The 13,764-nt window shown below is 63.0% G+C and carries 12 protein-coding genes; 7 read left to right on the forward strand and 5 right to left on the reverse strand.

Features of this window, described 5'->3' with window-relative positions:
• Positions 1-10 precede the first annotated feature (10 nt).
• Entirely contained in the window at positions 11-1,177 is a 1,167-nt protein-coding gene (locus J3481_RS02665; RefSeq protein WP_206831362.1) for an alpha-hydroxy-acid oxidizing protein, read from the forward strand.
• A gap of 6 nt (positions 1,178-1,183) precedes the next feature.
• On the opposite strand, the gene J3481_RS02670 is transcribed toward J3481_RS02665, so the two are convergent.
• Positions 1,184-1,783: a Maf family protein gene (locus J3481_RS02670; RefSeq protein ID WP_206831448.1), complete on the reverse strand. Its 600-nt coding sequence runs from the start codon at positions 1,781-1,783 to the stop codon at positions 1,184-1,186.
• A 94-nt stretch (positions 1,784-1,877) separates the two neighbouring features.
• Here J3481_RS02670 and J3481_RS02675 point away from each other — a divergent pair, with 94 nt between their 5' ends.
• Positions 1,878-2,072, forward strand: a complete 195-nt coding sequence (locus J3481_RS02675; protein ID WP_206831363.1) for a hypothetical protein — start codon at positions 1,878-1,880, stop codon at positions 2,070-2,072.
• Between the two features lie 64 nt (positions 2,073-2,136).
• Here J3481_RS02675 and J3481_RS02680 read toward each other — a convergent pair whose 3' ends face one another.
• Positions 2,137-3,414: a BaiN/RdsA family NAD(P)/FAD-dependent oxidoreductase gene (locus J3481_RS02680; RefSeq protein ID WP_206831364.1), complete on the reverse strand. Its 1,278-nt coding sequence runs from the start codon at positions 3,412-3,414 to the stop codon at positions 2,137-2,139.
• Between the two features lie 56 nt (positions 3,415-3,470).
• The gene (locus J3481_RS02685; RefSeq protein WP_206831365.1) at positions 3,471-4,379 is read right to left on the reverse strand and encodes a DMT family transporter; all 909 of its coding nucleotides are present in this window, start codon (positions 4,377-4,379) and stop codon (positions 3,471-3,473) included.
• Between the two features lie 138 nt (positions 4,380-4,517).
• Between J3481_RS02685 and J3481_RS02690 the strand changes: the two genes are divergently transcribed.
• The 3 genes from J3481_RS02690 (at position 4,518) to J3481_RS02700 (ending at position 7,458) form a co-directional block, all read left to right on the forward strand.
• Positions 4,518-5,684, forward strand: a complete 1,167-nt coding sequence (locus J3481_RS02690; protein WP_206831366.1) for an iron-containing alcohol dehydrogenase — start codon at positions 4,518-4,520, stop codon at positions 5,682-5,684.
• A 236-nt stretch (positions 5,685-5,920) separates the two neighbouring features.
• Positions 5,921-6,919: a LacI family DNA-binding transcriptional regulator gene (locus J3481_RS02695; RefSeq protein ID WP_206831367.1), complete on the forward strand. Its 999-nt coding sequence runs from the start codon at positions 5,921-5,923 to the stop codon at positions 6,917-6,919.
• Between the two features lie 26 nt (positions 6,920-6,945).
• The gene (locus J3481_RS02700; protein ID WP_236011050.1) at positions 6,946-7,458 is read left to right on the forward strand and encodes a glycogen debranching N-terminal domain-containing protein; all 513 of its coding nucleotides are present in this window, start codon (positions 6,946-6,948) and stop codon (positions 7,456-7,458) included.
• On the opposite strand, the gene acnA is transcribed toward J3481_RS02700, so the two are convergent.
• Both acnA and J3481_RS02710 read right to left on the reverse strand, forming a co-directional pair.
• Positions 7,436-10,150 (reverse strand): aconitate hydratase AcnA, encoded by a 2,715-nt coding sequence (acnA, locus tag J3481_RS02705; protein WP_206831368.1) that lies wholly within the window; start codon positions 10,148-10,150, stop codon positions 7,436-7,438. The two genes, J3481_RS02700 and acnA, sit on opposite strands and share 23 nt — an antisense overlap.
• A gap of 243 nt (positions 10,151-10,393) precedes the next feature.
• Entirely contained in the window at positions 10,394-11,359 is a 966-nt protein-coding gene (locus tag J3481_RS02710; RefSeq protein ID WP_206831369.1) for an MraY family glycosyltransferase, read from the reverse strand.
• 224 nt (positions 11,360-11,583) lie between these two features.
• Between J3481_RS02710 and cyoE the strand changes: the two genes are divergently transcribed.
• Both cyoE and J3481_RS02720 read left to right on the forward strand, forming a co-directional pair.
• Positions 11,584-12,510, forward strand: a complete 927-nt coding sequence (cyoE, locus tag J3481_RS02715; RefSeq protein ID WP_206831370.1) for a heme o synthase — start codon at positions 11,584-11,586, stop codon at positions 12,508-12,510.
• Between the two features lie 161 nt (positions 12,511-12,671).
• On the forward strand, positions 12,672-13,727 hold the full coding sequence (locus J3481_RS02720; RefSeq protein ID WP_206831371.1) for a zinc-dependent alcohol dehydrogenase family protein: 1,056 nt from the start codon (positions 12,672-12,674) through the stop codon (positions 13,725-13,727).
• Positions 13,728-13,764 lie beyond the last annotated feature (37 nt).

The raw sequence follows: 13,764 nt of genomic DNA on the forward strand, positions 1-13,764 counted from the left end.
GAGTGAGCGCATGAACGTGGGCAATGAGGCTCAGTTTCAGATTTACCAAATGCGCCTCACGGGCCAGTATCGCGGCGAGCCGTTGACCATTTCCTTTGAGGACTGGGTGAAACGGGCTAAGGAGGTGCTCTCGCCGGAGGCGTTCTGGTACCTCGCCGGGGGATCCGGGCGGGGCGAGACGATGCGGGCGAACGAAGAGGCGTTCGCGAGGTGGCGGATCGTCCCTCGGGTATTTCAAGACGTGTCCGAGCGCGACTTCTCCGTCGATCTCTTCGGCGCCCGCCTTCCGTATCCCGTGCTGCTTGCGCCCATCGGCGTGCAGTCCATTCTGGACGCCGACGGGGAACTGGCGGCGGCGCGAGGCGCCGCGAAGTTAGGGCTGCCTTACGTGGTGAGTTCAGCCGCCACACATCCGCTGGAGGCGATTGCGCAGGCGGCCCCTGGCGCGACGCTCTGGTTTCAGCTGTACTGGTCGCGCCGGCGCGAGATTGCGGAGAGCTTTGTGCGCCGGGCCGAGGCCGCGGGGTGCAAGGCCATCGTCGTGACGCTCGACACACCGATGATGGCATGGCGCGAGCGGGATCTCGAGCGCGCGTACCTGCCGTTTCTGCTCGGCGAAGGACTGGGCAATTATCTGTCGGATCCCGCATTTCGCGCCATGCTGCGCCGATCCCCGGAGGACGATCCCGCGAGCGCCATTCTCCTCTGGACGCAGATCTTTGGCAACCCGGCGCTCACGTGGGCCGACTTCGACTGGCTCCGGAAGACGACGCGCCTCCCGCTGGTTCTCAAGGGCATCCTCCACCCCGACGACGCCGAGGAGGCGTTCCGCCGGGGAGCAGACGGGATTGTCGTGTCCAACCACGGCGGGAGGCAGGTGGATGGCGCGGTGGCGTCGCTGGATGCGCTCGCGGCTATCCGGGAGCGCGTCGGCCGAGATCGGCCGGTGCTGATGGACGGCGGGATTCGGCGCGGATCGGATGTGGTGAAGGCGCTCGCGCTCGGTGCGAGCGCCGTGCTGGTGGGGCGAGTATACGCCTACGGTCTCGCGGTCGAGGGGGAACAAGGCGTGGTGACGACCCTGCGGCATCTGCTCGCCGACTTCGATCTGACCATGGCCCTCGCAGGTCACCGATCGCTTGCGACGCTCGATCGGAACGCGCTCACGCCTGCGTGACCGGAATCAATCGAGCGCGCCCAGGGCGGTCAGCGCTTGTCCGATCCGGCCGAACAACTCGTCGAGAAGTCCGAGCGGCAGGCCGACGACGTTGTAGTAGTCGCCCGCGATGGATTCCACGAGCAGGCTTCCGAAGCCCTGGATGGCATACGCGCCGGCCTTGTCCATCGGTTCGCCTGTCTCCACGTATCGCCTGAGCCACGCGTCGTCGCGAGGGCGCATGCGCACTTCGGTTTCGGCAAACGCAGTCTGTTCCGCCGAAGCCGTCCGCACGCAAACGCCTGTGTAGACCCGATGGGTACGGCCGCGGAGGCGTCTCAGCATGGCGAGGGCGTCATCGGCGTCGCGCGGCTTGCCGAGAATGTCGCCGTCAATGACCACAACCGTGTCGGCCGCCACGACGATGCTCTCGCCCCTCGCATGGCCGTCCAGTCGCGTCCACACGGCTTCGGCCTTGCGCCGCGCCAGTTCGCATACGGCGTCCTGCGGCCGAGCGCCGGGCGGGATGGTCTCGTCCGCTTCGCTCGGCATGACGGAAAACGGCACGCCGAGCATGCTCAGCAGTTCCTTCCTTCTTGGCGATCCCGATGCTAGAATGATGCGCATCTTGGACATGTCCCCTTCCTGAATTTGCACGCATGCACGGCCGCGCGAGGCGCACACTCCTGTTAGCTCCGAGCGGCAAGGAGGCGAAGGTGGCATGACATCGCGGCGAAAGTCGATTGGCCGGGGCGACGAAGCGTCCGGCCCGGTGATGAGCGTCGAAGCGAGCCGCGCGATGCGCCGCGGCGAAAAAGTCGGCAGTGCCTCTCGCCATGGCAATCCGTCCTACGGACGTTATGCCCGGGCGCTCGACGGAGAATACGGCGCCTCGGTGCGCGACGAACAACTCTGATTCCTGAAGCTCGGAGCGACGAGGCAGGGCACAGGCTGGGCCTGTGCCCTGCAATCCGTGTGGGCTAAGGCGCCAGAGCGCCTTGCATCAGGGCGTATCGCGCCGCCTCGGTTCCCGCCGTGTGCCCGGTGGAAAACGCGATGGTGATGTTGTAACCGCCGGTATGGGCGTGAACGTCCATCACCTCGCCGGCGAAGAACAGGCCGGCACAGAGCTTGGATTGCATGGTCTTCGGGTCGATCTCCCTCACATTCACTCCGCCGCCCGTGACGGTGGCTTTCTCGAGGGGAAGTGTCCCGGTCACCGGGAGGCGCAGGTGCTTCAGGGCTTGCGCCACGGCCAAAAGTGCGCTTTGCGGCGCTTGAGCCAGCTGTACGTCCCCTTCCACGGCTGCCTCGTGCAGAACGAAGGCAGCTAGGCGATCCGGCACATGCGATTCGAGCTCCGTGCGTAGTTGTCTCCGCGGATGGCGCCTCTTTGCGTCGTTGAAAAGGGACGTCCATGCCTCCACGCTCGTGTCTGGCCTCACGTCGATGGTCGCGGTCAACTTGGCAGCGGGCTTTTCCCGCAGAGATACGGACACGTAGTGGCTCGCGCGCAGCGCCGCAGGGCCGCTCAGGCCGAAGTGGGTGAAGACGAGATCGCCCGGCTCGACGGTGAGCCGTTTGTCGCCGCGCCACAGCGAAAGTTCAATGTCGTAGAGCGACAACCCCTGCAATCGCCGCTCGCGGATCCACGGGTGATCGGACGTCAGCGGCACGGCGGTGGGGTAAGGGGGTACGAGGGTATGGCCCACCGACGCGGCGAACCGATAGCCGTCGCCTGTGGAACCGGTCTGAGGCACGCTCGCCCCGCCCGTCGCGATGATGCACGCGGCACCCGGGATCGCCTCGCCGCGTTCCGTTCTGACGCCGACAAATCGACCGTGCCGCGCCAGGATTTCCGACACCGGCGTGTTCAAGCGGACGTGCACGCCGAGTTGCTCCATGAATTGCACCACGGCGCGAACCACGGTGCGGGCGTCGTCGGAGACGGGAAACATGCGGCCGCGATCTTCTTCCTTGAGCCTGACCCCCAAGCCTTCGAAGAACCGAATGATGTCTTCGTTGGAGAAGCGATGGAACGACGAATAGAGGAACTTGGGATTGCCCAGGACGTTTTGCATCAGCTCGGGAAGCGGCTTGGCGTTGGTCACGTTACAGCGGCCACCCCCAGAGATGGCCAACTTGCGCCCAAGCCGATGGCCTTTTTCGAGGAGCATGACTTGGGCGCCGGCTTCGCGGGCCGCGATAGCCGCCATGAGCCCTGCGGGCCCTCCACCAATCACCAGAACATCTGCCATGTCAAAACCGCCCCATTCCTGTCCTGAAGTGTACGGGACGGGGCGGCGATCAGCAACTATGGCGCGTGCGAGAGGAGCATCGTGGCGAGGCCGACCAGACAGGCGGCGGAGGCGCTGTAGAGGCTCGGTCGCTCCAATTGGGGGAAGAACATCCAGGACAGGAGCGCGACAAACACGGGTTCCGAGGCGGCAAGCGTCGCCACGGTGCCCACGGGGATGAACTTTGCGCTGATAAAGAACAGCATAACGCCGCCCGCGCTCGCTGCGCCCGCCGCGACGAGCCAGGGCGAGAGGTGCCTGCGGTAGTGGCACAAAATCGCCGTGAGCCTGCCCTCGAGGGCGAAGTTGGTGACGCAGGCGAGCGTGGCGACCGCGACGTCGACCAGCGCGGCGCCTATCGGTTCGGCGCCCGTGGACAAGGCCATCCGGCGGAACACGTGTCCCACGCCCTGCAGGCATGCTGCCGAGATGCCGATGAAAGCTCCGGAAGAGAACACGGCGCGATCCCGCATGGAACCTCTGCGGTTCTCGAGTGCCAGGAGGGCGATGGCGCCAAGCACGCCCGCGAGGCTCGCGGTGACGCGCCACGAGACGCGATCGCCCAAGAGCGCATAGGCCAAGAGGACGGTGATGATGGGGCTCAGCCCTTTGAGGACGGCGCCGCGCACCGCTCCCAGGCGATGGACGGCCAGGTAGAGCAGGCGTCGACCAAAAAAGGTGCCGATGATACCCGACAGGCAGGAGAAGGCAAGGGCGCGGCCGCGCAGGGCGAGTTCGAGGTGTCCGCGCTGGGACACGAGTCCCAGCGGGGCGAGGACCACGAGCACGATGAGGCTGGTCGTCAGCACAGGGAGGAGGCCGCTGTCGGGAGGAGAAGCGTCGGCCTGTCCTTTTCTGAGGCACACATACGACAGAGCATAGGCGGCTGCGCTCGCGATGGCGGTCAGAAGTCCCGGGGACGTCACGATTTCACCTCCCGTCGCGGACAACCCATGTGTATGCGGGGCGAGAGGTGGCCAGAACGGAGGGCCTTTGGAAATCGGCGTCGAAGTTGTTACAATGAATGAGCTACTGAAAATTTGTATGCGATGCGAGGGATCGGCATGGAACCTTTTCGCTTTCACAATCCGACGACGCTCTACTACGGCAAGGGGCAGATCGAGAAACACCTGGCGAGCGAGGTCCTGAAAATCGGACGACGCGTGCTTCTGTTGTACGGTGGAGGCAGCATCAAGCGGTTTGGACTCTACGACAAGGTCATGCGAATTCTGAAGGACGCGGGCGTCACTGTCTTTGAGCTCGGCGGCGTCGAGCCAAATCCGCGCCTGACGACGGTGTACAAGGGCATCGAGATCTGCCGTCAGAACGACATCGACCTGATTCTCGCGGTGGGAGGCGGATCGGTCCTCGACTGCGGCAAGGCCATCGCCATGGGCGTGAAATTCGACGGAGACGTCTGGGATATCTACCAGCGCAAGGCGCAGGCGACAGGCGCGCTTCCCCTCGGCACGATCCTCACCCTCGCAGCCACCGGATCGGAGATGAACGCGGGCGGCGTGATCACCAATTGGGAGACGAAGGAAAAGCTCGGCGCCAGCTCACCTTATACGTACCCGGTGTTTTCCTTCTGCGATCCCGAGAACACGTTCACGGTGCCGCGCGACCAGACGGTGTACGGGATCTGCGACATGCTCGCGCACTGCTTTGAACACTACTTCCATTCCACGCGCCATGCGCCGCTGCAGCGTCACCTCATCGAGGGCGTGATGCGGACCATCGTGGAATACGCGAAGCGCGTCGTCGACAACCCGACGGACTACGACGCGCGCGAAACCATCATGTACTGCAGCACGATGGCGCTGAACGGCATGATCTCGATGGGCATCGTGGGCGATTGGGCTTGCCATGCCATGGAGCACGAGGTGAGCGCCATCTACGACATCCCACACGGAGGCGGCTTGGCCATTCTGTTCCCGCATTGGATGGACTACGTGAAGAGCACCGACCCGAGCCGGTTTGCGTCGCTGGCCAAGAATGTGTTCCTGGTCGATGGCACGGGCAAGTCGGACGAGGAGTTGGCCGACATCGCCATCGAGAAGGTGCGCGAGTTCTATCGCGAGATTGGCGCACCCCAGCGCCTGGCGGATTACGGCATCGGCGACGATCAGCTCGAGCGCATGGCGTCGCAGGCGGTGCGGTTCGGCGAGATCGGCCATTTCCGCAAACTCGGCAAGGAGGACGTGTTGAACATCTTGCGCGCCAGCCTGTGACTTGCCTGTCCATCTGCGTTCAAATTCTTCCGTTTGCAGCCTTGCGGCGAGAGGTTTGCGTTTTGCGTGGAAGCGCCTCTCGCCGTAGTGCCTCGTGCGGAAGCCTTGAGCATCGACCTTCCCTCTTGCGTTTCCAAAACGTTTTCGGGTATATTGTTGCTGACTCGCGAGTGATAGGTTTGTGCGGCCGAAAACGTTTCGGATACGCGGGAGGCTCGCGAAAGGGGTTTACTGCGATGAGAGTCACCATCCGCGATGTCGCGCGTGCGGCAGGTGTTTCGGTCACCACGGTGTCGAGAGCGCTGAACGGCGCCGCGGACGTCGGGGAAGAGACGCGCCAGCGTGTGATTGAGGTCGCCAAGCAACTGAACTATCGGCCGAGCCACGTGGCGCGAAGCCTTGTGCTCCGGAAGAGTCAGAACATCGGGCTTTTGGTGTCCGACTTTCGCAAAGGCGGCCATCATTTTCTCTACGACGTCTTGGTCGGCGTGCACGATACGCTCGCGGAATATGGCTACGATGTCACGCTGGTCAGCACGGATACCGCTCGGCAGCAACTCATCGGCTATGTGGACTTCTGCCGGGCGCGGGGATTGGACGGCGTGATCGTCATGGGCATTCGACTGGACGACCCGTACGTGGAGGAGGTCGTCGAATCCACGCTGCCGAGCGTCGTGATCGATCTGCCGCTTTTGAGCCGCCACTGCGGCTACGTGATGACCGACAATGTCAACGGCGCGCGCTACGCGGTGAGACATCTTGTGTCGCGCGGGTGCAGGCGCATCGGGTTCGTGAACGGCGCCGCGCACGCGGCGGTCAGCCGCGAGCGGCTGAGAGGATTTGAGGAAGCCGTGCGCCAGTACGTGGGGGAGTTCGACGAGCGCCTGGTGGTCTATGGCGATTTTACGCTCGAGGGAGGACAGCGGGCGCTGGCGGAGCTTCTCGCTCGAGCACCGGATGTGGATGGCGTCTTCTTCGCGAGCGACCTGATGGCCATCGGCGGCATTCAACACTGCAAGGCGGCAGGTCTCCGCATTCCGGACGATCTCGCCCTTGTCGGGTTTGACGACATCGATCTCGCCCGCTTTGTCACGCCTGCGCTGACCACGGTCGCGCAGCCGCGGTACGAGATGGGATGCGAGGCGGCCCGGATGCTCGTCAACATGCTGCAGAAGGGCGAGATGCCGTCGGGCACGCTTTTGCCGCCGCAACTCGTCGTGCGCGAGACGGCCTGAGCGATTCCAACTGGGGGAGAGGCATCATGAACGGATGGGTCATCAAGGAAGACGACCTGTTTTGGTACGGAGACGGAGAGGGTCTGAGCGCGCACGGAATTGAAAACGTTTCCGGCCAGCGCGTGGATGGGCGTTGCTTTCAAGAAAGCGGTATCGTGCGCAACTTTGGCGATCGCGCCGTTCGCCTCGAGATGGTGTACGAGGTGGCCGCTGACTTCGCGGACATGTTCGAGGTTCGGGGGTTTCAGGTCGAGTCGCCGGTTCGCTCACCCCGCTTGTCGGTGTCCGGAAACGTTTGCGCGTTCTCCTATGACGCGGAGGATGGGCGCGCATGGGAGACGCGCATCGAACTTCGCGTGAGGGAGTGTAACACCCAGATTCGGTGGGTTGAGTCGGCTGGCATCGCCCGTGCGGTGTGTGCGTTCACCGTCGAACCAGGCCGTGCGGACACACCTGGCTGCCGGTTGTTGCCCAACAAACAAGGGGCCCCATTTGGGAGCCCCTTGTTTGTTGGGATTACGCGTGCTGCTCGCGCATGAAGTTGCGGAGCACCGTCTGCAGGATGCCGCCGTTCCGGTAGTAGTCCACCTCGATGTCGCTGTCGAGGCGAACGAGCGCCTGGAACGTGAACGACGATCCGTCCTCGCGCGTGACTTCGACCGTGACGGTCTGGCGCGGCTTCAGGTCGTTCGACAGCCCCTTGATGGTGTACGTCTCGCGGCCCGTCAAGCCGAGCGTCTCGGCGTTCTGACCGTCGATGAACTCGAGCGGAAGCACGCCCATGCCGACGAGGTTGCTGCGGTGGATGCGCTCGAAGCTCTCCGCGATGACCGCCTTGACGCCGAGCAGATAGGTGCCCTTCGCCGCCCAGTCGCGGGAGGACCCTGTTCCATACTCCTTGCCGGCGATGACCACGAGCGGCGTGCCGTCCGCCTTGTACTTCATCGCCGCGTCATAAATCGGCATGACCTCTCCGGTCGGGAAGTAGGTCGTATAACCGCCCTCGGTACCCGGAGCCACCTTGTTGCGAATGCGGATGTTGGCAAACGTGCCGCGCATCATGACCTCGTGGTTGCCGCGGCGGGAACCGTACGAGTTGAACTCATGCGGCTTGACGCCCTTCTGCTGCAGGTACTGGCCCGCAGGGCTCGACGGGGCAATGCTGCCGGCGGGCGAGATGTGGTCGGTCGTCACGGAGTCGCCCAAGTACGCCAGCACGCGGGCGCCGCGAATCTCCTCGATGTCCGGCACGTTCTCCGACAGGCCCTCGAAGAACGGCGGCTCCTGGATGTACGTGGAGTTTGGATCCCACTCGTACAGTTCGCCTTTCGGCACGTCGAGCTTGTTCCACCGCTCGTTCCGGTTGAACACGCTCTCGTATTCCTTCTTGAACATCTCCGGATTGATGATCTGTCGAATGACAGCCTGAATCTCCTCGTTCGACGGCCAGATGTCCTTCAGATAGACATCGTTGCCATTCGCGTCCTTGCCAATCGGCTCGTTGACGAGATCGATGTCGACCGTGCCAGCAATCGCGTACGCGACGACGAGCGGAGGCGACGCGAGGTAGTTGGCGCGCACGAGCGAGTGGATGCGGCCTTCAAAGTTGCGGTTGCCGGACAGCACGGCGGACACCAGGAGGTCGTTCTCCTGAATCGCCTTGGCCACCTCTTCCGGCAGCGGACCGCTGTTTCCGATACACGTGGTGCAGCCGTAGCCGACGACGTCAAAGCCGAGCTTGGACAGCGGCTCAAGCAGCCCTGCGCGCTCCAGATAATCGGTCACGACGCGGGATCCGGGCGCGAGCGACGTCTTCACGTAGCGCGGCGTTTTGAGCCCTTTCTCCACGGCCTTTTTCGCCAGAAGCCCAGCGCCAATCATCACGGACGGGTTGGACGTGTTGGTGCAGCTCGTAATGGCGGCGATCACGACCGCGCCATGATGGAGCTCCGCTTCCTGACCGTCGGCGTATTTGACGACGGCCTTCTTGTCGCGCTGGTCCGCGAGGCCAAAGCCGCCTTCGGAGACGGGCTTCTCGAGGGCCGCTTCAAAGTTCTTCTTCATGTCGGAGAGGAAGATCTTATCCTGCGGCCGCTTCGGACCAGCCATCGTCGGCTGAACCGAGCCGAGATCCAGCTCCAGCGTGTCGGTGAAGACGGGATCCGGCATGTCGTCCGTGCGGAACATGCCCTGCGCCTTGGCGTAAGCCTCGACGAGCTGAATGAGCGACTCGTCGCGACCCGTGAGGCGGAGATAGTCGAGCGTCGCCTGGTCAATGGGGAAGAAGCCCATCGTCGCGCCGTACTCGGGCGCCATATTCGCGATGGTCGCGCGGTCCGCGACGCTAATGTTCGAGAGGCCGGCGCCGTAGAACTCGACGAACTTGCCGACCACGCCTTTCTTGCGCAACATGTTCACGACGGTCAGGGCGAGATCGGTCGCGGTAGCGCCCTCGGGCAGCTTGCCCGTCAGCTTGAATCCGATCACTTCGGGCTGCACGAAGTACAGCGGCTGACCGAGCATGCACGCCTCGGCCTCAATGCCGCCGACGCCCCAGCCCAGCACGCCGACGCCGTTGATCATCGTGGTGTGCGAGTCGGTGCCGACCAGGCTGTCCGGGAAGATGACCTGTTCGCCGTCGACGGTGCGCTCCTGTACCACGCGGGCGAGATATTCCAGGTTGACCTGATGCACGATGCCCATGCCCGGCGGCACCGCGCGGAAGTTGTCGAACGCGGTCTGTGCCCAGCGGAGGAAGCGATAGCGCTCTTCGTTGCGCTCAAACTCCTTGGCGATGTTGAATTCGAGCGCTTCTTTCGATCCGAACGCGTCCACCTGAACGGAGTGGTCAATGACGAGATCGACCGGAATCAGCGGATTGATCCGCTTTGGATTGCCGCCCAACTTGTGCATGGCCGTGCGCATCGCGGCCAAATCCACGACGACGGGAACGCCGGTAAAATCCTGCAACAGGATGCGCGCCGGCTTAAAGGGGACCTCGGATTTCGCCGGGTTGGCGGCATTCCAATTCGCGAGCTCTCGCACGTGCTCTTCGGTGATCACACGGCCGTCGTACTGGCGGAGCACCGATTCGAGCAGAATTTTGATGGAAATGGGGAGGCGGGAGATGTCGGCCACGCCCTGCTCCTGAAGAGCGTCGAGGCGGTAGTAGGTATAGGACTTCCCGCCAACGGTGAGGGTCTGTTTGGATTGGAACAGATTGGCGCCCACCTTGACTCACTCCTTCTCTCTGGTTTCTGTCTCTATTTTGCGACGCAACCCTCGAGTCTGTCGAATCCTCATCCAGATCGCCGATACCGATATCGAAAACCTGCGAGAGGCGAGGGCTTGGAAGCGTTCGCACGAGACGAATCCTCTGTCACTCTACTACCATGGAGGAATTTACGCAAGGCGAGGGGACGGGGTGTCCTGTGCGAAGAAAAACCCGGCCGCAAGGGCCGGGCGGGCCATCCATCATCCTCTGTTCAAGAGCAGGACCAGCATCGACACCAGGGAGAAACAAGCGCTGATGAGGTAGACGACGGTCACCGTCTGAACCTGCGTGAGTCCCAGGCGCAAGAGCCAGTGGTGCACGTGGTTCTGGTCTGGCTTGTACACCGGGCGGCCAGCCCGAGCCCGCAGGAAAACGACGCGAACCGCGTCGAAGATGGGTACACCCAACGCGAGAATCGGCACACCGATGGACACGACGGTCGCGGATTTGAATGCGCCGACCGACGCAATCGACGCGAGCAGATAGCCCAAAACGGTCGATCCCGCGTCGCCCATGATGATTCGCGCAGGATAGAAGTTGTGGCGCAGGAAACCCACGGCGGCTCCTGTCACCGCAATTGCAAACCAAGCCGACGCGCTGTCGCCCTTGATGAGCGCAACAAAGAACAGCGTCGTCGCGGAGATGGCCGCGATGCCTGCGGCGAGGCCGTCGACGCCGTCGAGAAAGTTGAAGACGTTCGTCACGCCGACAATCCACAACAGCGTGAGGAAGAGCGAAAGGTACGGGGGAATGGCCACGAAATGGTGGCCTCCGAAGGGGGACGTGAATCCCTGGATCGCTCCGCCGAAGAGCGGCACCATGAGCGCCGCGAGGATTTGAACCACGAAGCGAATGCCGACGGAGAAATCTTTGCCCCGCGTCTTATAGTAGTCGTCCAGAAGGCCTATCACGAACAGCATCGCGGCGCCGATCATGACGCCGATGTATGGCGTTTTCAGCCAGTCCCTCCAGAAGGCACCTGCGAGACATGCCCCGAGCACGCCTGCGAAGATGGCGGCTCCGCCGAGCAGAGGGAGCGGATCCCGATGAATCTTTCGCTCGTTCGGAAGATCGACAAAACGGTACCGTAGCGCGAGTTTTCGCATGTGCGGCGCCAGCATGTAGGCCAGCGCGAAAGCGACGATTCCCGACAGCCAAAGGGGCATACGTTTCTCTCCCTAGCTCGTGTCATTCCACGGCAATTATACTAAACCGGACCCTGCCGGGCTATACTGCAATCTGTGTCTTTTCAGGGGCCAAAGTATGTCGGTTGGATGACAAATCAGGCGCAGCCATTGAGTTTCGGCCTTCGCTTTGCAACGATAGTGAACGGAAAGATGGGTCAACGCGGGGACATTTGTGGCCTCAAGGCGAAGGATGTGATGATCCGTTGCAAGCAAACGGCGTTGTGTACCAGGAACCTCCGAAGGGCGTTGAATCCGCGCGGGCCACGCTTCGCGATTATCTATCCATTATGAAGTGGGGCATTACCATCGCCAATCTCATGGCCACATTCGCAGGGCTTTGGGTGGCGTCGGGCGGCCACCCGCCGCTTGGGACCATGTTGCTCACACTTCTCGGAACGATGTTCGTGGTTGCGGGCGGCGCGGCGCTCAACAATTTTTACGATCGCGACATTGATCAGCGCATGCCCCGGACCAAGATGCGGGCCGTGGCAAGGGGCAAGGTGTCGCCCGTCGCGGCGCTCGCGATTGGACTGACGATGAGCGCCGTCGGGCTCGCGGTGTTGCTTGTGGGTGTGAATTGGCAGGCCGCGCTCTGCGCGTTCGTCGGTCTTTTCGTGTATTCGTACCTGTACACCGTGTGGTTTAAGCGGCATACGACGCTGAACACCGTGCTCGGCGGCATCTCCGGCGCCATGCCGCCGCTCATCGGGTGGGCGGCCGGCAGCGGCGGTTCGCTGTCTCTCGCGGCATGGTGCCTGTTTTTCACGTTCTTCCTGTGGCAGCCTCCGCACTTCTTGCCGCTCGCCATGAAGAAGACAGAGGATTACCGGGCCGCCGGTATTCCCATGCTGCCCGTGGTGCGAGGCTTTCGCGAGACCAAGCGGCAGATCGTGTTCTACACGGCCGCCATGGTGCCGGTCTCGCTGATGCTCACGGTGCTGGGGGCGGAAGGATGGCTGTACTTCGTCGTGATGGGCGGGCTGGGACTCTGGTTCCTGTTCCTCGCGGTGAAGGGACTTTTCATTCCGCCGGAAAAGGATATGGACTGGGCGAACCAGGTCTTTCGCTTTTCGCTCATCTACCTCACAGCGCTCTGTATTGTGTCGGTCCTCTCGGTTTCCATTCTCTGAACGAAAACGCCCCTGTGGCGCGTCGAGCGGCGCGTCACAGGGGCTCTCGCGTTCCTATTGACATTGAAGCGAGAGTCCGGTTTGCTAGGGATGTGGATGTAAACGATTTCGTCCGTCTGCACGCATGTCTCAGATTTCATCCATGAAAGGATGTTGCACAAGTGAAAGCTGCTCGCCTGCTGTCGTTTCGCACGCCGTTTTCCATCGAGACGGTGCCGGATCCCGAGCCGGGGCCAGAGGATGCCATCGTCCGCGTGCGCGCGGCCGGCGTCTGCCGAAGCGATCTCCACATCTGGCAGGGAGAACTCGCGTGGGTGGGGATTCGGCCCCAGTTGCCCATCACGCTGGGACATGAGTTCGGGGGCGAAGTGGTTGCCGTCGGGCGCAACGTCAAGCGCTTCAGCGCGGGCGATCGCGTCACGGTGCCCTTTCACAACGGGTGCGGCCGTTGTCCACAGTGCCAGTCGGGCAGGTCCAACCTGTGCGACGAGTTCGGATTTTACGGCGCCACCTACGACGGTTGCTTTGCTGAATATGTGCGCGTCCCCAACGCGGACTTCAACCTGATCCGGTTGCCCGACGAGGTCGATTTTGTGACCGCCGCGGCCATGGGCTGCCGATACATGACGGGGTTCCACGCCGTGATGCGCGGGCGCGTGCAGCCGGGTGAGTGGGTGGCTGTGCACGGAGCGGGCGGGGTCGGGCTGTCCGCGATTCAGACGGCGCACGCCATCGGCGCTCAGGTGATCGCCGTCGACATCGACGACGAAAAACTGGCCAAGGCCAAGGCGGAAGGCGCAGCGGTGACCATCAACAGCCGCCGTGAGGAGCGCGTGTTCAAGGCCATCAAGCAGGTCACGCGCGGCGGTGCGCATGTGAGCATCGATGCGCTCGGACTGGCCGAGACGGTGTTCAACTCCGTGCGGTGCCTTCGCAAAGGCGGGCGCCATGTCCAGGTCGGCCTCACGTCTTCGGCGGAGCAAGGCATGGTGGCGCTGCCGGTCGACATCATGACGACCGGGGAAATCGAGTTCATCGGCAGTTTTGGCAACCCACACGTGGCGTTCGATGGGCTGATGCGCTTGGTCGCCGCGGGGAGGCTGCGGCCCAAGGCGCTCGTGGAGCGCGAGGTGAGTCTCGCTGAGGTGAACGACGTGTTTGAGCGCATGCTTCGCTTCGAGACGAAGGGTTTCAACGTCATCACCTCGTTTGCGTAAAACCACGGCGTCACGCGGAGACGAGAATGGGGGAATC

It is taken from the genome of Alicyclobacillus fructus, assembly GCF_017329605.1.
GTDB lineage: Bacteria > Bacillota > Bacilli > Alicyclobacillales > Alicyclobacillaceae > Alicyclobacillus > Alicyclobacillus fructus.